General features: G+C 63.9%; 17 protein-coding genes. 7 read left to right on the top strand and 10 right to left on the bottom strand.

Annotation, left to right across the window (positions count from 1 at the left end; genetic code table 11):
- Positions 1 to 76: 76 nt before the first annotated feature.
- The gene (locus tag V3H56_RS20375) at positions 77 to 1,075 is read right to left on the bottom strand and encodes an AraC family transcriptional regulator (RefSeq protein WP_338473818.1); all 999 of its coding nucleotides are present in this window, start codon (positions 1,073 to 1,075) and stop codon (positions 77 to 79) included.
- Between the two features lie 333 nt (positions 1,076 to 1,408).
- On the opposite strand from V3H56_RS20375, the gene V3H56_RS20370 reads away from it, so the two are divergent.
- Together V3H56_RS20370 and V3H56_RS20365 are read left to right on the top strand one after the other, a co-directional pair.
- A complete protein-coding gene (locus tag V3H56_RS20370) occupies positions 1,409 to 2,740 on the top strand; it encodes a dicarboxylate/amino acid:cation symporter (RefSeq protein ID WP_042731781.1) in 1,332 nt (443 codons plus the stop codon).
- Between the two features lie 205 nt (positions 2,741 to 2,945).
- On the top strand, positions 2,946 to 4,127 hold the full coding sequence (locus V3H56_RS20365; protein WP_338473817.1) for a CaiB/BaiF CoA-transferase family protein: 1,182 nt from the start codon (positions 2,946 to 2,948) through the stop codon (positions 4,125 to 4,127).
- Between the two features lie 120 nt (positions 4,128 to 4,247).
- On the opposite strand, the gene V3H56_RS20360 is transcribed toward V3H56_RS20365, so the two are convergent.
- Together V3H56_RS20360 and V3H56_RS20355 are read right to left on the bottom strand one after the other, a co-directional pair.
- Complete coding sequence (locus V3H56_RS20360; protein ID WP_042731779.1) at positions 4,248 to 4,742, bottom strand: SprT family zinc-dependent metalloprotease; 495 nt, start codon at positions 4,740 to 4,742, stop codon at positions 4,248 to 4,250.
- Between the two features lie 159 nt (positions 4,743 to 4,901).
- Positions 4,902 to 5,504: a Yip1 family protein gene (locus V3H56_RS20355; protein ID WP_047736546.1), complete on the bottom strand. Its 603-nt coding sequence runs from the start codon at positions 5,502 to 5,504 to the stop codon at positions 4,902 to 4,904.
- Between the two features lie 414 nt (positions 5,505 to 5,918).
- Here V3H56_RS20355 and ttcA point away from each other — a divergent pair, with 414 nt between their 5' ends.
- Together ttcA and V3H56_RS20345 are read left to right on the top strand one after the other, a co-directional pair.
- Complete coding sequence (ttcA, locus tag V3H56_RS20350) at positions 5,919 to 6,743, top strand: tRNA 2-thiocytidine(32) synthetase TtcA (RefSeq protein ID WP_053145881.1); 825 nt, start codon at positions 5,919 to 5,921, stop codon at positions 6,741 to 6,743.
- 67 nt (positions 6,744 to 6,810) lie between these two features.
- On the top strand, positions 6,811 to 7,485 hold the full coding sequence (locus tag V3H56_RS20345; protein WP_338473816.1) for a DNA-3-methyladenine glycosylase I: 675 nt from the start codon (positions 6,811 to 6,813) through the stop codon (positions 7,483 to 7,485).
- A gap of 99 nt (positions 7,486 to 7,584) precedes the next feature.
- Here the strand turns inward: V3H56_RS20345 and V3H56_RS20340 are convergent, their stop codons facing one another.
- From V3H56_RS20340 to arsC, 3 genes are read right to left on the bottom strand one after another with little or no spacing between them, the layout of a single operon-like run.
- Positions 7,585 to 8,010 (bottom strand): DUF2069 domain-containing protein, encoded by a 426-nt coding sequence (locus V3H56_RS20340; protein WP_047736544.1) that lies wholly within the window; start codon positions 8,008 to 8,010, stop codon positions 7,585 to 7,587.
- Positions 8,003 to 8,608 carry an NAD(P)H:quinone oxidoreductase gene (gene wrbA, locus V3H56_RS20335; protein WP_047736543.1) on the bottom strand — a complete coding sequence of 202 codons (606 nt, stop codon included), beginning with the start codon at positions 8,606 to 8,608 and terminating at the stop codon, positions 8,003 to 8,005. Before wrbA ends, V3H56_RS20340 begins: the two co-directional genes overlap by 8 nt.
- The gene (gene arsC / locus V3H56_RS20330) at positions 8,605 to 8,958 is read right to left on the bottom strand and encodes an arsenate reductase (glutaredoxin) (protein WP_047736542.1); all 354 of its coding nucleotides are present in this window, start codon (positions 8,956 to 8,958) and stop codon (positions 8,605 to 8,607) included. The genes wrbA and arsC overlap by 4 nt, the downstream gene beginning before the upstream one ends.
- 112 nt (positions 8,959 to 9,070) lie before the next feature.
- On the opposite strand from arsC, the gene V3H56_RS20325 reads away from it, so the two are divergent.
- Complete coding sequence (locus V3H56_RS20325; RefSeq protein WP_047736541.1) at positions 9,071 to 9,538, top strand: TlpA disulfide reductase family protein; 468 nt, start codon at positions 9,071 to 9,073, stop codon at positions 9,536 to 9,538.
- A 149-nt stretch (positions 9,539 to 9,687) separates the two neighbouring features.
- On the opposite strand, the gene V3H56_RS20320 is transcribed toward V3H56_RS20325, so the two are convergent.
- From V3H56_RS20320 to V3H56_RS20305, 4 genes are all read right to left on the bottom strand, one after another.
- Complete coding sequence (locus V3H56_RS20320) at positions 9,688 to 10,092, bottom strand: META domain-containing protein (RefSeq protein ID WP_042728521.1); 405 nt, start codon at positions 10,090 to 10,092, stop codon at positions 9,688 to 9,690.
- Complete coding sequence (locus V3H56_RS20315) at positions 10,092 to 10,526, bottom strand: hypothetical protein (protein WP_042728522.1); 435 nt, start codon at positions 10,524 to 10,526, stop codon at positions 10,092 to 10,094. Before V3H56_RS20315 ends, V3H56_RS20320 begins: the two co-directional genes overlap by 1 nt.
- A 117-nt stretch (positions 10,527 to 10,643) precedes the next feature.
- Positions 10,644 to 11,633 (bottom strand): 2-hydroxyacid dehydrogenase, encoded by a 990-nt coding sequence (locus tag V3H56_RS20310; protein WP_338473815.1) that lies wholly within the window; start codon positions 11,631 to 11,633, stop codon positions 10,644 to 10,646.
- A 66-nt stretch (positions 11,634 to 11,699) separates the two neighbouring features.
- Positions 11,700 to 14,450 carry a response regulator gene (locus V3H56_RS20305; RefSeq protein WP_047736539.1) on the bottom strand — a complete coding sequence of 917 codons (2,751 nt, stop codon included), beginning with the start codon at positions 14,448 to 14,450 and terminating at the stop codon, positions 11,700 to 11,702.
- Positions 14,451 to 14,657: 207 nt separating this feature from the next.
- Here V3H56_RS20305 and V3H56_RS20300 point away from each other — a divergent pair, with 207 nt between their 5' ends.
- Both V3H56_RS20300 and V3H56_RS20295 read left to right on the top strand, forming a co-directional pair.
- Positions 14,658 to 15,380, top strand: coding sequence for a response regulator transcription factor (locus V3H56_RS20300; protein WP_042728526.1), 723 nt, complete (start codon positions 14,658 to 14,660; stop codon positions 15,378 to 15,380).
- A complete protein-coding gene (locus tag V3H56_RS20295) occupies positions 15,367 to 16,797 on the top strand; it encodes a sensor histidine kinase (protein WP_047736537.1) in 1,431 nt (476 codons plus the stop codon). Before V3H56_RS20300 ends, V3H56_RS20295 begins: the two co-directional genes overlap by 14 nt.
- Positions 16,798 to 16,818: the final 21 nt, after the last annotated feature.

Below are 16,818 nucleotides of genomic sequence, written 5' to 3'. Positions count from 1 at the left end.
CGCTTCGCAGCCCAACGGGAGCAAGCTCCCTCGCCACAGGGGCCGGCAGCACGCCACAGAGGTTGGATGTTACCCCCTAGTTCTCCTGCTCCCGATAAGCCCCCGGTGTCACCCCCGTCCACTTCTTGAACGCCCGATGAAACGCCGACGGTTCCGAGAACCCCAACTGCTCGGCAATCTCCTGCAATGACAGCTGCGCATGTCCCAGATGATAGATGGCGATATCCCGCCGCAATTGGTCCTTGAGCGCCTGGAAACTGGTGCCTTCCTCGCGCAGGTGCCGACGCAGCGTCTGGGGGCTGATGTGCAGGTGGCTCGCCACGGTGTCCAGGTCGGGCCAGCGTGCCGTGTCGCGGCTGAGCAGGCGCCGCAGCTGGCTGCTCAGGCTGTGGCCATCGTCGGGGCGCGACAGCAGGTCGGCGGGGGAGCGTTCGAGAAAATGCTTGAGGGTACGTTCGTCCTGCAGCAACGGCATGTCCAGGTAGCGGCTGTGGAACAACAAGCTGCTGCTGGGAGCCCCGAACACCAACGGACAGGGGAACAGCAAGTCGTACTCGGCCGCGTGGGCGGGCTTCGCGTAGCCGAACGTCGCCTGTTCCAGGCCGATCCGCTGGCCAATCAACCAACTGCCGAGGCGATGCCAGATCACCAGCAGGCTTTCGCTCAGGAAGTGATCCGGGTCCCACAGCGTCGAGTCGTCCAGCACCAGCCGGACCCGCTCGCCTTCGGCTTCCAGCGACAGGCGCGGGGCGTCGGGGAACAGGCCGTAGAACAGCAGGCCGCGCTGGAGCGCCTTGCCCAGGGTTCGGCAGTGGATCAACGCGTGGCACATCATTGCAAACGTCCCGGGTTTACTCGGCGCCCGGCCGAACCCCAGGTATTCATCGTCCAGTTGTTGCCACAGCGCCTGCAACAGGCGCGCGAACTGTTCCGGCGCGATGCGCGCCCGTGACTCCTCCAGCAATTGGGAGCTGATGCCCAACTGTTGCAGCAGGGGAAGGTAATCGAAGCCTTGCCGGCGCGCGCCACCCAGGGCTGCGCGGGCGAAATGGCTGGCGATCGTGCGTTGGCGCATGGCAAGAAATCCGTCCGTTAAGCCGGCGATGGTAGCAGCGCGACGGACCTGGACAAGGCGGATATCCGCCAAATTCCGGAGCGGGAAGCGGCCATCAGGCGGAAATCCGCCACCTTACACGCCATGTTTAAACCCTTGTGGAATGCGCCATCCCGTCTGCTATACCGGATGTAGGAGGTTTCGCAAAAATGGCACGCGCTTTGCGATGCGTTAGGTAGGTCTGCCGCGTGCAGCCGACAAAACAAATCCCTCCAGTGCAGGAGGGTTCGCAGATTGAGGTTTCGTGGACGACAGGTGGATGTTGTCGCACGGGACGCTTGAGGAAGGTTTGCCATGACGACTCGTCAGCCCCTGTACAAATCCCTGTATTTCCAGGTGATCGTAGCCATTGCCATCGGTATTTTGCTCGGCCACTTCTACCCGCAGACCGGTGTTGCCCTCAAGCCGTTCGGTGACGGGTTCATCAAACTGATCAAAATGGTCATCGCCCCGATCATCTTCTGTACCGTCGTCAGCGGTATCGCCGGCATGCAGAACATGAAGTCGGTCGGCAAAACTGGCGGCTATGCGCTGCTGTACTTCGAGATCGTCTCCACCATCGCCCTGCTGATCGGCCTGGTCGTGGTCAACGTCGTGCAACCGGGTAACGGCATGCACATCGACGTGTCGACCCTGGACACCAGCAAGATCGCCGGCTTCATCTCCGCCGGTAAAGACCAGAGCATCGTTGCCTTCATCCTCAACGTGATCCCGAACACCATCGTCGGCGCGTTCGCCAACGGCGACATCCTGCAAGTGCTGATGTTCTCGGTGATCTTCGGTTTCGCCCTGCATCGCCTGGGCGCCTACGGCAAGCCGGTCCTGGACTTCATCGACCGCTTCGCCCACGTCATGTTCATCATCATCAACATGATCATGAAACTGGCGCCCCTGGGTGCATTCGGTGCCATGGCCTTCACCATCGGTGCCTACGGTGTCGGTTCGCTGGTGCAACTGGGCCAGCTGATGATCTGCTTCTACATCACCTGCGTGGTGTTCGTGCTGGTCGTGCTGGGTGCCATCTGCCGCATCCACGGCTTCAGCGTGATCAAGCTGGTTCGCTACATCCGTGAAGAGCTGCTGATCGTGCTGGGCACCTCCTCGTCGGAATCGGCCCTGCCACGCATGCTGATCAAGATGGAACGCCTGGGCGCCAAGAAGTCTGTCGTTGGCCTGGTCATCCCGACCGGCTACTCGTTCAACCTGGACGGTACTTCGATCTACCTGACCATGGCCGCGGTGTTCATCGCCCAGGCCACCGATACCCACATGGACATCACCCACCAGATCACCCTGCTGCTGGTGTTGCTGCTGTCGTCCAAAGGGGCCGCCGGTGTGACCGGTAGCGGCTTCATCGTACTGGCCGCCACCCTGTCGGCCGTGGGTCACCTGCCGGTGGCTGGCCTGGCGCTGATCCTGGGTATCGACCGCTTCATGTCCGAAGCCCGCGCCCTGACCAACCTGGTGGGCAACGCCGTTGCCACGGTCGTGGTTGCCAAGTGGGTCAAGGAACTGGACGAAGACCAACTGCACGCCGAACTGGCTTCCGGTGGTCGCGGCATCTCCGACGTCCGCGAAGAGGACGAGCAGATTGCGGCAGCCGAAGCACCGGGCGCTGTGAAGTAAGCGTCAGCCTGCACTGAAAAGACCCGCCTCGGCGGGTTTTTTCATGACTGACGAAAAGGCCACTGCATCCCCTGTGGCGAGGGAGCTTGCTCCCTCGCCACGGCTCGCTTCTTGAGCGCATTGGTCACCCCAAACAACACCCGCGGTAATTGCCCCGCCTCTCATCCCTGCCTAGGCTTGAGCCATCACCCCTCGGAGATCGCTCATGCAAGGCCCACTGGCATCGCTCAAGGTTCTGGACTTTTCGACCCTGCTGCCCGGCCCGTTCGCCTCGTTGCTGCTGGCCGACATGGGCGCCGAGGTGCTGCGCATCGAGTCGCCGACCCGTGCGGATCTGTTGCGGATGCTGCCGCCCCATGACCACGGGATGTCGGCCAGCCACGCGTACCTCAACCGCAACAAGCGCAGCCTCGCCCTGGACCTCAAGCAACCACAGGCGCTGGCGGTGATCGAGGCCTTGCTCGCCGACCACGACATCCTACTGGAGCAGTTCCGGCCCGGGGTCATGGAGCGACTGGGCCTGGGATACGAAGCGCTGAAGGCCATCAACCCGCGGCTGATCTACGTGTCGATCACCGGCTACGGCCAGACCGGGCCGTACAAGGAACGCGCCGGCCACGACATCAACTACCTGGCCGTGGCAGGCCTGGCCAGCCACACCGGCCGCGCCGACAGCGGGCCGCTGCCGCTGGGGATCCAGGCAGCCGATATCGCCGGTGGCTCGCTGCACGGGGTGATCGGGCTGTTGGCGGCGGTGATCGCCCGGCAGCAGACCGGGCGGGGCCAGCACCTGGACATCAGCATGACCGACTGTGTCTTCAGCCTGAACGCCCTGGCCGGTGCCGGGTACCTGGCCTGCGGTCAGGTGCCAGGGTTTGAAAGCCAGATGCTCAATGGCGGCAGTTTCTATGACTATTACCGCACGCGGGAGGGCCGCTGGATGTCGGTGGGCAGCCTGGAGCCGGGTTTCATGCAGGCCCTGTGCGAGGCCTTGGGGCGACCGGAACTGGCGACCCAGGGCCTCTCGCCCGACCCCGCGCAACAGCGGGCGCTCAAGCAGGCGCTGCAGGTCGAGTTCGAAAAACATGATTTCGCCGAGTTGTGCCGGTTGTTCGCGGGCATCGATGCCTGTGTCGAGCCGGTGCTGGGGTTGGACGAAGCGTTGCAGCACCCGCAGTTGCAGGCGCGCGAGGTGGTGACCCAGGTGCCTCGGGGCGATGGTTCGCACCAGGCCCAGATGGCGTGTCCGCTGAAATTTTCGGATGGGCTGCCCGCGCCCCGGCACATTGGCGCGAAGGTTGGGGAGCATACGGACCAGGTGTTGGGGGAGCTGGGGTTTAGTGCGCAGCAGATTGCCCAATTGCGCGGTGACAAGGTGATTTTGTAGTGCTTTTTAGGGCCCCTTCGCGAGCAAGCCCGCTCCCACATCGGACCTACGGTGTACACAAGTCCCCTGTGGGAGCGGGCTTGCTCGCGAAGAGGTCAGTCCAGGCACCGCAAAATCAGGCTATTCCACCCGCGTCTCCCCACTGAACACCAACGTCCCCCGGCAACTGCGACACAAGTACCTGCGTCCCTGGCGTACCAGGCTGTGGCGCTGGGCTGAGAACGGGAAGTCGCTGCCGTCGCACGGGCATTTGTAGATGTAGCGAGTCACGCTGCGGCGTTTGATGGCGTAGGTGTGACAGCGATTGGGCGGCAGTTCGTACACCCCGCGCATGATCAGTTGCCACTCTTCGCCATGGGGCTGGATGCGCTCGCCAAACAGTTGGTGGGCGATCAGGTGTGCGACTTCGTGGGCAACGGTCTGCTTGAGGAAGTCATCGGCGTTTTCCCGGTACAACTGTGGGTTGAAGCGCAGCAGGTTCTCATGCAGGTGAGCGACCCCGGCTTTCTGGCCACGCAATTTGAAGCTGACCACCGGGCGTTTGAAAGGACGTTTGAAAAAGGCTTCGGCTTGTTGGTAACACTCTTCGACGCGGGTATTGAGTTGCTCGAGCATGCTGTACGGGTCTCCAGAAACCCGAGTATGCCGCAAGCATCGACCGTTGCGAATCGCCGGGGCGCCCAGCGGTCGTTTTCGTCATTGCCAACACAGGAAGGCCGCCTTGCGGCGGCCTGTGTTGGCAGGATTGCTTGTTATCGGAGGGGCTTCTTGCGGTTAATTGGTATACACCGGGCCAACGCCCAGGCCCCAGACGATCACCGTGAACGCCATGATGGCAACCAGCACCACCAGGCCGACGGCAAGCACCGAGCTGGAGAAGAGGAAGCCTTCGTCCTGGGGAATGTTCATGAAGGTCGGCAGGCCCACGTACAGCAGGTAGACCGTGTAGCAGATGGCCGCCGTGCCGACGATCATCCCCAGCCACATGTGCGGGTAGAGCGCCGCCAGGCCACCGATGAACAAAGGGGTTGCCGTGTAGGTGGCAAACGCGACACAACGGGCCAGGCTCGGGTTGGCGTCGTAGGTGCGGGCCATCCAGTGGATGAAGGCGCCCATCACCGCCACGCCGCCCAGCATCGCCAGGTATGACATGACCGTCATCCACAGCGCGCTTTCCTGCGTCAGCATCACCGGAGGGCGGTTGCCGATGACCCAGCCCACCTGCGTGGTACCGATGAACGCCGATATGGCGGGGATGGCCGCCAGGATCAGCGTGTGGGTCAGGTACATGTGGCTGATGCTTTCCTCCTGATCGCCACGGATCTCCTTCCATTCTTGATCAGGGTGGGTAAAGAGTCCCACGACATGATGGATCATAGTCAGTCACTCCTTTGTTATTGCCATCGCCCCCCAACGGAGCGCCTACGGGCCAAATGGCCAAGTAAGTAAAGGTCTGTATGTGTGTGCGACCTTATGCCGCAGTATAGAAAGGAGTTATCGCCAGCGGGATGGGAGGCTTAGAGCAAATTGCGCTGTGGGGCGGGGTGTTAATCGCCGATGGGTCTGTGCACACCTAGGCCTGTAGGAAATCCCCGTGGCGAGGGAGCTTGCTCCCGCTGGGGTGCGAAGCAGCCCCCCAATGCATCTGCCACCCGCGATGTGTCGGCTAAAGCTCAGGGGCTGCTGTACAGCCCAGCGGGAGCAAGCTCCCTCGCCACAGGGGACGGTGCCACATTCGGGATTTTTTGCGTAAAATGCCGGCCTTTCGTCACACCTCACGGATTTCGCGTCATGGGCACTCTTACGGTCAACCAGAACAAACTGCAAAAGCGCTTGCGCCGCCTGGCCGGTGAGGCGGTCGCCGATTTCAACATGATCGAGGACGGTGACAAGGTCATGGTCTGCCTGTCCGGCGGCAAGGACAGCTACACCTTGCTCGATGTGCTGATGCACTTGCAGAAGGTTGCCCCGATCAAGTTCGACATCGTCGCCGTGAACATGGACCAGAAGCAGCCCGGTTTCCCCGAGCACGTGCTGCCGGCCTACCTCGAGTCGCTGGGCGTGGAATACCACATCGTCGAGAAAGACACCTATTCGGTGGTCAAGGAACTGATTCCCGAAGGCAAGACCACCTGCTCGTTGTGTTCACGCCTGCGGCGCGGGACGCTCTACACCTTCGCCGACGAGATCGGCGCGACCAAGATGGCCCTGGGGCACCACCGCGACGACATCGTCGAGACGTTCTTCCTGAACATGTTCTACAACGGCACGCTCAAGGCCATGCCGCCCAAGCTGCGGGCCGATGACGGGCGCAACGTGGTGATCCGGCCGCTGGCCTATTGCAACGAGAAGGACATCCAGGCCTATTCGGACTTCAAGCAATTCCCGATCATCCCCTGCAACCTCTGCGGTTCCCAGGAGAACCTGCAGCGCCAGGTGGTCAAGGAAATGCTCCAGGAATGGGAACGCAAGACCCCAGGGCGTACCGAGAGCATCTTCCGAGGCCTGCAGAACGTTGTCCCATCGCAACTGGCGGATCGCAACCTGTTCGACTTCACCAGCCTGCGCATCGACGAAAACGCCACGCCGCGCTTCGTCAACGTGGTGAACCTCTGACACGGCCAAGGCCTCTGTTTCACGGCGCTCGCGAGCGCCGTTTTCATTTCTGACCCCAGGAGAGGGCATGCGCGATTACAAGTGGCTGCACGAGTATTGTCTGAACCGCTTCGGTTCGGCGGCTGAACTGGAAGCCCACCTGCCTGTTCCCAAGACCCCGGCGCAATTGCGCAAGATCAGTGACGACCGCTACCTCTCGACCCTGGCGCTGCGGGTCTTTCGCGCGGGCCTCAAGCACAGCCTGGTGGATGCCAAGTGGCCGGCGTTCGAAGAGGTGTTCTTCAAGTTCGACCCGGAAAAAGTCGTGCTCATGAGTGCCGAGCACCTGGAGCGACTGATGCAGGACGCACGGATCATCCGCCACCTGGGCAAGCTCAAGAGCGTGCCGCGCAACGCCCAACTGATCCTGGATGTGGCCCACGAAAAAGGCAGCTTCGGTGCGCTGATCGCCGACTGGCCGGTGACCGACATCGTCGGCCTGTGGACCTACCTGAAGAAACACGGCCATCAACTGGGCGGCCTGTCGGCGCCGCGCTTCCTGCGGATGATGGGCAAGGACACCTTTGTACCGAGTTATGACGTGGTGGCCGCGCTCAATGCCCAGGAGATCATCGACAAAGTCCCCACCAGCCTGCGGGACCTGGCGACGGTGCAGAATGCCTTCAACCGCTGGCATGAAGAGAGCGGCGGACGGCCGATGTCGCAGATTTCGATGATGCTGGCCTACACCGTCAATCATTGAGACCGCGTCGCGCCCATCGCGAGCAAGCTCGCTCCCACAGGGGATTTGTGAACACCACAGACCTCATGTGGGAGCGAGCTTGCTCGCGATGGCGGCCTCTCAGGCGACAGGGACCTCGCCTTCCCCCGCCAACCGCCGGTTCAACTGAAACCGCCACCGCACATACAACAACGCCGAGCAGAACACCGCCAGGCTCGCCGCCATTTCCAGCAGGCCGAACAGTTGCCGGTTCGGGTCATAGGCCGCCAGCGCGCCCTTGATGAAGTACAGGTTCACCACGAAGCACATCCACGAGTGGCCGCGGGCGCTGCCGGTGAGCATGCCGGGGGCGAGGATCAGCAGCGGCACCAGCTCGATCAGCAGGATGACCCAGGGCCGCGCACCGTGCAGGTCAGCGATCAGCAGGTAATAGGCGCTGAGTAACCCCACCAGGCCAAAGAAGCACAGCAGGCTGAGGAGGCGGGCGATGCGCACCCGCGGTTCCAGCCACGCAATGGGCGGCAGGATCTTGGGCTTCTTAGCCACGGCCTTTCTCCAGCAACTGTGCCGTCTTCGCCAGGCGCGAACCCAGGGCCCGGCACAGCGCGACTTCGTGTTCGTTCAGGCCGCGCTTGCCGTCGCTTCCCGCGTGATGGCTCGGCCCATAGGGCGTGCCGCCGCCTTCGGTGTCGATCAGCGCCGACTCGCTGTAGGGCAGGCCGGTAATCAGCATGCCGTGGTGCAACAGCGGCAGCATCATCGAAAGCAGGGTGGTTTCCTGGCCGCCATGCAGGCTGGCCGTGGACGTGAACACCCCGGCCGGCTTGCCCACCAGGGCGCCGGTCAGCCACAGGTTGCTGGTGCCGTCGAGGAAATACTTCAACGGCGCGGCCATGTTGCCGAAACGGGTCGGGCTGCCCAAGGCCAGGCCGGCGCAGTGCTTGAGGTCATCGAGAGTGGCGTAAAGCGGGCCTTGCTCGGGGATGTCCGGCGACACCGCTTCACATTCGGTGGAAATCGCCGGCACCGTGCGCAGCCTGGCTTCCAGCCCGGCCTGCTCGATGCCACGGGCAATCTGCCGGGCCATCTCATGGGTCGAGCCGCTGCGGCTGTAATACAACACCAGGATGTACGGTGTGCTCACGGCAGGATCTCCAGGATCTTCTCCGGCGGACGACCGATCACGGCCTTGTCGGCGGTTTCCAGGATGGGCCGTTCCATGAGTTTCGGGTGGGCGGCGATGGCGGCGATCAACTGCGCCTGGCTCAGGCTTTCGTCGGCCAGGTTCAGGTCTGTGTAGGCCTCTTCACCGGTGCGCAGCAGTTGCCGGGCGGTAATGCCGAGCTTGCCCAGCAGGCGTTCCAGTTGCGCGGCGTCCAGTGGGGTTTCCAGGTAGCGGACCACGGTGGGCGTCAGGCCGCGGGCCTCCAACAGTTCCAGCGCACCGCGGGATTTCGAGCAGCGCGGGTTGTGATAAAGCGTCAGATCGGTCATGAGCGGGTCGCATCTTGCGTAAGGTGGCGGCTATTCTACTGTGCCGCGAGGCCCCAAGCACCCAACAGAGGCAACGGGTCGCGGCAGCTCACATTCAGACAAGGATCGGCACATGGTAAGGCGACTGACGGCGGCAATGACATTCATGGGCATTTTGTTGCTCGCCGGCTGCGGCAACGACTACGGGGTAGACCAGAACGGCCAGGCCGTCGCCTCGCAGCGGCTGGACAAGCAATGGCTGGTGCTCAACTACTGGGCGGAGTGGTGCGCGCCGTGCCGCACCGAAATTCCCGAGTTCAATGCCCTGGCCGACCAGCTCAAGGGCCGCAACGTCGGCGTGTTCGGGGTCAATTTCGACCAGGTGCAGGGCGAGGAGCTCAAGAGCGCCAGCGACAAGATGGGCATCCGCTTCACCGTATTGGCTCGCGACCCGGCCGAGATCTTCGACCTGCCACGCAGTGAAGGGCTGCCGGTGACCTACATCATCGACAACCAGGGCAAGCTGCGCGAGCAGTTGCTCGGGGAGCAGACGGCGGCGGGGGTGATGGCGAAGCTGGAGGCGTTGCAGGCGCTCAAATAGCCTAAGATGCGCTTTTGTGGCGAGGGAGCTTGCTCCCGCTGGGCTGAGAAGCAGCCCCAATCCATCTGCCAACCGCGATGTGCCGGCTAGACTCAGGGCCTGCTGCGCAGTCCAGCGGGAGCAAGCTCCCTCGCCACAGGGGGGCGGTCTCAGCCTTCTTCCAGCCACCAGCGCAGCGGCTTGCCCTGGGCGGGCCAGAAGCGCATCTGCTCGTTGGGCGCGATGTCCCAGCGCTCGACCTTTTCCAGCGCCTGCAAGAAGCGGCCTTCCTGCTCCATCACGGCCGGGGCGCAGAGCTTGCGGGTGCTGCCGATCTTGCCGAAGTTCAAGCGGTGGCCTTCCAGGGTGTAGGCGGCAAACCAGTGGTTGCAGCCGCCGTTGCCATAGGCGCGACCATCGTCGCCGAGGGTGATGGTCAGGTGGCTGTAGTCCATCAACGGCCGTTCGCCGATCCACTCCAGGATGTAGCTGCGATTGTGCTGCAGTTGCACAGGTTCAGCGGCGCAACCCATCAGGCTCATGCCGATCAACGCGGCCAGGGCCGTGTGTTTCATCAGGCTGCTTCCTGGCATTTCGGGCACAGGTGTTTTTCACCGACCGTGGTCCAGCCCAACTCGGCGATACGCGCGTTGGCGGCTGGCTTCTGGGCCTTGACGCCCAGCTGGGCATCGACGGCGAACTCGAAGCTCAGTGCCTTGGCGCAGCCGTCGCAGTTGACCTGCCAGGTGTGAATCGCCAGTTCGCCGAACACAGGGCCGGTAGTCATGGCAGTCCATTGGCCCATGGGCTTGAGCAGGTGCCGGACGGTGTCCACGGTCAGTCGCATGGACAGGTCCTTGCTACCCTTGAGGGTGACCAGCAAGACATCGTTGGCCTGGATCGAACCGCCGTTGCCGGTGACCTGATAGCGGCCCGGCGCCAAGGCGCGGACTTCGGTCAGGGTGTGCTGCGGGTTCATCAGGGTGTAGCGGAAATCGTGTTCGGCCATGGGTCCTCCAAATAGGCGCGACATGCTAGCACGGGGGCATGGCTGGGGATGGGCAACCACGAGTCTTGCCGACGAAACTCCATCCTGTGGGAGTTATGTGTTGGCTGATAGAGCAGGTCAGCCATCTACCAGGTTCTGTGGCGTGCCAGCCGCCCAGGCGGCGATGTTGTCCAGGGTGGTCATGGCAATCGCCGCCAGCGCTTCATGGGTCAGGAAGGCCTGGTGGGCGGTGACGATCACGTTGGGAAAAGTCAGCAGCCGGGCCAGGACATCGTCCTGCAAGGGCTGGTCGGAGCGGTCCTTGAAGAACAGTTGGGCCTCTTCTTCATAGACATCCAGCCCCAGGTAGCCCAACTGACCGCTCTTCAGCGCTTCGATCAGCGCCGGCGTATCCACCAGCCCGCCGCGCCCGGTGTTGATCAGCATGGCGCCGCGTTGCATCGCGGCCAGGGACTGGGCGTTGATCAAGTGGCGGCTCTGTTCGTTGAGCGGGCAGTGCAGGCTGATGATCTGCGCCTGTTCCAACAGTTGCGGCAGCGGCAAGTAATGGGCGCCCAGCGCTTCGAGCTGGGCATTGGGGTAGGGGTCGTAAGCCAGTAACCGGCAACCGAAGCCGGCCATGATTCGCGCGAACGTCGCGCCGATCTGCCCGGTGCCGATCACCCCGACGGTCTTGCCCACCAGATCGAAGCCGGTGAGGCCATGCAGGCTGAAGTTACCGTCGCGGGTACGGTTGTAGGCGCGGTGCAGGCAGCGATTGAGGGCCATGATCAGCGCCACCGCATGTTCGGCGACGGCGTGGGGCGAGTAGGCAGGCACCCGGACGATGGCCAGCCCCAGGCGCTGGGCGGCCATCAGGTCGACATGGTTGTAGCCGGCCGAGCGCAGGGCGATCAGCCGGGTCCCGCCGCTTGCCAGCCGCTCCAGCACCGGGGCGCTGAGGTCGTCGTTGATGAAGGCGCAGACCACTTCGTGGTGTTCGGCCAGGGCGACGGTGTCCAGGTTCAAGCGCGCCGGCTGGAACTGCAGTTCAAGGCCGGCGGGGGCTACAGCCTTGCTGAAACTGTCGCGGTCGTAAGTCTGGCTGCTGAAAAGAATCACACGCATGGCGGCCTCCTGAGGCTTGGATGGCATCAGCTTAGCCGTGATGGCCCCGACGGTTATTGCGCTGGGTCAGGCGCTGATACGGGCCTCGCTCGCCAGCCGATTGATGGCGCGCTCCAGTTCTTCCAGGGCGGCGGCGGCTTTGGGGTCCTGTTGCTTGAGCAGGGTTTCGCTGCGCTGGCAGGCGGCGCGCAGTTGCGGAACCCCGCAGTAGCGCGTCGCCCCGTGCAGGCGATGGACTCGTTCGATCAAGGCGTTGTGATCGTTGGCCTCGCTGGCCTGGCGGATCGCTTCGCGGTCGGCTTCCAGGGACGCCAGCAACATCGCCAGCATGTCCGCCGCCAGGTCGGCCTTGCCGGCGGCCAGGCGCAGGCCCTCCTCGTGGTCGAGCACCAGCAGTTCACCGCCGGTCTGGGCGTCGCCGTGGCGCTCCGGCGACTGATTGCGCAAGGCCAGGCCGGTCCATTTGAGCACCACCTGGGCCAGTTGCCGTTCGCTGATGGGTTTGGTCAGGTAGTCGTCCATGCCGCTTTGCAGCAGAGCGCGCTTTTCGTTGGCCATGGCATGGGCGGTGAGGGCGACGATCGGCAGCGGCGTGCAGTGGCGCTCGCTTTCCCACTGGCGGATCGCCTCGGTGCTCTGGCGCCCGTCCATGCCGGGCATCTGCACATCCATCAGCACCAGGTCGTAGGTTTCCTTTTGCACGGCCTTGACCGCGGCATAGCCGCTTTCCACCGCCAGCACCTTGGCCCCCATGTCTTCGAGCAGGGTCTGCACCAGCAACAGGTTGGCCGGGTTGTCATCCACGCACAGCACTTTGGGCGCGCGGCTGGCCACCGGCTCGTTCGGCTCGCTGCGGGTTGGCCGTGGGTTCACCAGGTCGGACAGCGAGCGGCGCAACTTGCGGGTGCAGGCGGGCTTGGCCTGCAACTGGCTGTGGGGGTTGGGCACCGAGAGGTGGTAGAGCGTCTGTTCGGTGGTGGGGCACAGCACCAGCACCTTGCAGCCCAGGTGTTCGAGGTCCCAGATGTGCTGGTTGAGGCGTTCCGGCGGCATGTCGTTGCTGGTGATGCCCAGCACGGCCAGGTCGAACGCCTGGTCGGTCGGGTGGGCGACGGTGACGCCGTTGGTCAGGCTTTCCAGGGTGTTGAAGGGCGTGACGTGCAGGCCGCAGTCCTCGAGCTGGTGTTGCAAGGCCTGGCGCGCCAGCTCGTGGTTTTCCAGCAGCGCCACGCGTCGGCCCAGCAACGGCGGGCCGGGCAGGTCCTCGGCGTCGTCGCGGGTCTTGGGCAGGCGCAGGCTGATCCAGAACTCCGAGCCTTCGCCCGGCGTGCTGTCCACGCCGATCTCGCCGCCCATCTGTTCCACCAGGCGCTTGGAAATCACCAGGCCCAGCCCGGTGCCGCCCGGCTGGCGCGACAGTGAATTGTCGGCCTGGCTGAACGCCTGGAACAGCGCCCGCACGTCCTGGGCGGACAGGCCGATGCCGGTGTCCTGGATGCTGATGCGCAACTGCACGCTGTCTTCGTGTTCGTCTTCGAGCATGGCCCGGGCGACGATGGTGCCCTCGCGGGTGAACTTGATGGCGTTGCTCACCAGGTTGGTGAGGATCTGCTTGAGGCGCAACGGATCGCCCACCAGCGACAACGGCGTGTCGCGGTACACCAGGCTCACCAGCTCCAGCTGCTTGGCATGGGCGGCGGGGGCGAGGATGGTCAGGGTGTCTTGCAGCAGGTCCCGCAGGTTGAACGGGATGTTGTCGAGCACCAGCTTGCCGGCCTCGATCTTCGAGAAGTCGAGGATCTCGTTGATGATGCCCAGCAGGCTGTCGGCGGATTTTTCGATGGTGCCCAGGTAGTCGAGCTGGCGTGGGGTCAGCTCGCTTTTCTGCAAGAGATGTGTGAAGCCGAGGATGCCGTTGAGCGGGGTGCGGATCTCATGGCTCATGTTCGCCAGGAATTCGGATTTGATCCGGCTCGCTTCCAGGGCTTCCTTGCGCGCCAGGTCCAGCTCGATGTTCTGGATCTCGATGGTTTCCAGGTTCTGGCGCACGTCCTCGGTGGCCTGGTCGATGCTGTGCTGCAGTTCTTCCTGGGCGTTCTGCAAGGTGCCGGCCATGCGGTTGATGCCCGACGCCAGTTCGTCCAGCTCCTGGCTGCCCAAGGGCGGCAGGCGGGTTTCCAGGTGACCGTCCTTGAGCTGGGCCACGGCCTGCTTGATCTGGCTCAACGGGCGGTTGATCGTGCGGCCCATGCGCAGGGCCAGCAGCGCGGTCAGGCCCAGGCCGGCGGCAATCAGCAACAGGCTGGCGAAGAGGCTGCGATAACCGCGCAATAACATGCCGCTGTGGGACAGCTCCAGCTCGACCCAGCCCAGCAGGCGGTCGGCTTCTTCGGGAATCAGTTCGCCCGCCAGGTTGCGGTGCTTGCCGAAGACCGGCAGCAGGTAGCGCGTGGCGTCGTTGCCGGTGCGTTGCAGCAATTGCGTGCTGTTGCCCTCAGGCGCCCGGTTGAGCATGGTCGGGCCGGCGTGGGCCAGCGGCGAGCGGTCGGGGGCGAGGAAGGTCACGGCGCGTACGTCGGTTTGTTCCAACGACTGGGTGGCGATGCGCTCCAGCAGCTCGGTGTCTTGCCGGCTCATGGCGGGGGCGACCAGCGGGGCCAGTTGTTCAGCGATCATTTCGCCACGTTGCAGCAACTGGGCATGCAGGTCAGATTGCTGCATCCAGGTGAAATAGCCGCCCAAAACCAGCGCCATCAGGCTGGTCGGCAACAGGGTCAGCAACAGCACGCGGCCTTTGATTCCCAGTTTCTTGAGCACACTTGTCTCCTGCATCCAGCGGTTCGATTAAGCGTTGCGCGCATCCGGCACGCAGTACCTGCGCAGTGTAGCGATTTGCAGGCGGGCAATCTTCGTAAAATTCAAGTCGCCGCGCATCGCGGCCGCCGGGCGAAGGGCGTAGACGGTGGTTGCCTCTTGGGGGTTGATCTTGAATAATCGCCAACTGAGAATTATTTGCAGATAGTCATGACTCCCACTTCCGCCGTTCACCCGCGCATCCTGTCCATCGAAGACGATCCCGTGCTGGGCGCCTACGTGCATGAGCACCTGGGCCGCAGCGGGTTCGACGTGACCTGGTGCCAGAATGGCCAGGAAGGCCTGGACATCGCCTGCCAGCAGGCTTTCGACGTGGTGCTGATGGACATCCTGTTGCCGGGCCTGGATGGCCTCGCGGCGCTGACCCGCCTGCGCCAGAGCCACTCGACCCCGGTGCTGTTGATGTCGGCGCTGGGGGCCGAGGCTGATCGCATCAGTGGCTTTCGCCTGGGCGCCGACGATTACTTGCCCAAGCCCTTCAGCATGGCAGAGCTGCACGTGCGTATCGAAGCCATCCTGCGGCGGGTGGCGCTGGACCGACGACCGGCGCTGGCGGCGAGCGGTCGCCAGGCCCGGGACCTGGCCTTCGACGAAGAGCGTGGCGATGTACACGTCGGCGGGCAATGGGCCGGCCTGACCCGCAGCGAATACCGCCTGCTCGATGTCCTGCAGCGCAGCGGCGATGAAGTGTTGAGCAAGGCCTTCCTTTATCAGCATGTGTTGCAACGCGGCTACGCCCCCCACGACCGCAGCCTGGACATGCACGTCAGCCAGATCCGGCGCAAGCTCAAGGCGATCGACTACAGCGCGCGCCAGGTGCGCACGGTGTGGGGCAAGGGCTACGTGTTGAGTGCCGACGATGAAATGGTCTGACCTGCCGGGCCGGCACTCGCTGTTCTGGAAACTGGCGTGCCTGCTGGTGGCGTTCTGTCTGCTGATGATCTGGCTGAGTTGGTCCTGGGGCCGCTACATGGAGGTGCGCAACCAGTTCCTCTCTGACGAAGCCCGCCACACACTGAGCCATTATGCCGCCGAGGCCGAGCAAGCCTGGTCTGCCGGCCAGCAGGCGGGCGTCGAGCAATGGCTGCAAGGCATGCAGCAGCGGGAAGCGAGTTGGGTCGGGGTCATTGGCGGTGACTTGCAATCGCTCGGCGACCGCCCGCTGACCGACAGTGAAACCCAACGCCTGACGTTCCTGCGCGGGCTCGACTGGCCGATCCACAAGAAGGGCCGTCCGTGGCTGCGGGTGCCGTTTCCCGGTGACCCGTCCGTCGGTAGCCTGGTGATCGAGCTGCCAGAGCGTTTCCTGCCAGGGCAGTACCGGGTGTTCTGGCGCGTGATCACCAACGGCGTGATTCCGGGCTTGTTCACCCTGCTGCTATGTGTGGGCCTGTATCGCCTGCTGGTGGTGCCGCTCAACCAACTGCGCGAACAGGCCAACGCCTGGCGGGCCGACCAATTGAACGTGCGCCTGTCCAGCCACACGACCAACCGGACCGATGAACTGGGCGAGCTGGGACGCGCCTTCGATCACATGTCCGAGCGCCTGCAATCCACGGTTGCCCTGCAACAACAGCTGTTGCGCGACCTGTCCCATGAACTGCGCACGCCGCTCAGCCGCTTGCAGGTGGCCAGCGAAAGCGAGCAGGCGCTGCCGCAACTGCGCGAACGCGTTGCGCGGGAAGTCGCCGGCATGCAGCGGCTGGTGGACGACACGTTGCAACTGGCCTGGCTCGACACCGAGCGCGCGCCGTTGCCAGGCGAGGCGATCCAGGTCCAGGCGCTGTGGGAAATGCTCAGCGAAAATGCCTGCTACGAAAGCGGCTGGCCCGCTGACCAACTGCATTGCAGCGTGCCTGCCGATTGCTGGGTCCAGGGCAACCTCAACACCCTGGCCCAGGCCCTGGAAAACGTCTTGCGCAACGCCATCCGCCACTCACCGCCCGGCGGCGTCGTGCGGTTGGCCGGCCAACGCGACGGCGCCCACTGGCATCTGTGGCTGGAGGACGAGGGCGGCGGGGTGGCCGAGCAGGATCTTTCACGCATCTTCGACCCCTTCATCCGCCTCGACGGCTCCCGTCCGGGGGACGGTGGTTTCGGGTTGGGCCTGAGCATCGCGCGCAATGCGGTGCTGCGTCAGGGCGGGGGGATGTGGGCCGAGAACGCGAGAAAGGGATTACGCCTTAACCTGCTGCTAATCGCCAGTGAGCCCTGCACGGCCCCTGTGGCGAGGGGATTTAGCGAAACGTCGCACCGCCCCGCTGGGCTGCGAAGCAGCCCTCAGGCCTGAGTCCTCGGTGTGTCAGATCGG

Source organism: Pseudomonas sp. MS646 (genome assembly GCF_036693845.1).
GTDB classification, from domain to species: Bacteria; Pseudomonadota; Gammaproteobacteria; order Pseudomonadales; family Pseudomonadaceae; genus Aquipseudomonas; species Aquipseudomonas chlororaphis_E.
The sequence above is the reverse complement of the archived record's forward strand: the minus strand, read 5'-3'. Positions and strand labels throughout refer to the sequence as shown.

Excerpts from the sequence above, each read along its gene's own strand:
- V3H56_RS20375 (WP_338473818.1), bottom strand. The coding sequence starts at position 1,075 with ATGCGCCAACGCACGATCGCCAGCCATTTCGCCCGCGCAGCCCTGGGT.
- V3H56_RS20370 (WP_042731781.1), top strand. The coding sequence starts at position 1,409 with ATGACGACTCGTCAGCCCCTGTACAAATCCCTGTATTTCCAGGTGATC.
- V3H56_RS20365 (WP_338473817.1), top strand. The coding sequence starts at position 2,946 with ATGCAAGGCCCACTGGCATCGCTCAAGGTTCTGGACTTTTCGACCCTG.
- V3H56_RS20360 (WP_042731779.1), bottom strand. The coding sequence starts at position 4,742 with ATGCTCGAGCAACTCAATACCCGCGTCGAAGAGTGTTACCAACAAGCC.
- V3H56_RS20355 (WP_047736546.1), bottom strand. The coding sequence starts at position 5,504 with ATGATCCATCATGTCGTGGGACTCTTTACCCACCCTGATCAAGAATGG.
- ttcA (WP_053145881.1), top strand. The coding sequence starts at position 5,919 with ATGGGCACTCTTACGGTCAACCAGAACAAACTGCAAAAGCGCTTGCGC.
- V3H56_RS20345 (WP_338473816.1), top strand. The coding sequence starts at position 6,811 with ATGCGCGATTACAAGTGGCTGCACGAGTATTGTCTGAACCGCTTCGGT.
- arsC (WP_047736542.1), bottom strand. The coding sequence starts at position 8,958 with ATGACCGATCTGACGCTTTATCACAACCCGCGCTGCTCGAAATCCCGC.
- V3H56_RS20325 (WP_047736541.1), top strand. The coding sequence starts at position 9,071 with ATGGTAAGGCGACTGACGGCGGCAATGACATTCATGGGCATTTTGTTG.
- V3H56_RS20320 (WP_042728521.1), bottom strand. The coding sequence starts at position 10,092 with ATGAAACACACGGCCCTGGCCGCGTTGATCGGCATGAGCCTGATGGGT.
- V3H56_RS20315 (WP_042728522.1), bottom strand. The coding sequence starts at position 10,526 with ATGGCCGAACACGATTTCCGCTACACCCTGATGAACCCGCAGCACACC.
- V3H56_RS20310 (WP_338473815.1), bottom strand. The coding sequence starts at position 11,633 with ATGCGTGTGATTCTTTTCAGCAGCCAGACTTACGACCGCGACAGTTTC.
- V3H56_RS20300 (WP_042728526.1), top strand. The coding sequence starts at position 14,658 with ATGACTCCCACTTCCGCCGTTCACCCGCGCATCCTGTCCATCGAAGAC.
- V3H56_RS20295 (WP_047736537.1), top strand. The coding sequence starts at position 15,367 with ATGAAATGGTCTGACCTGCCGGGCCGGCACTCGCTGTTCTGGAAACTG.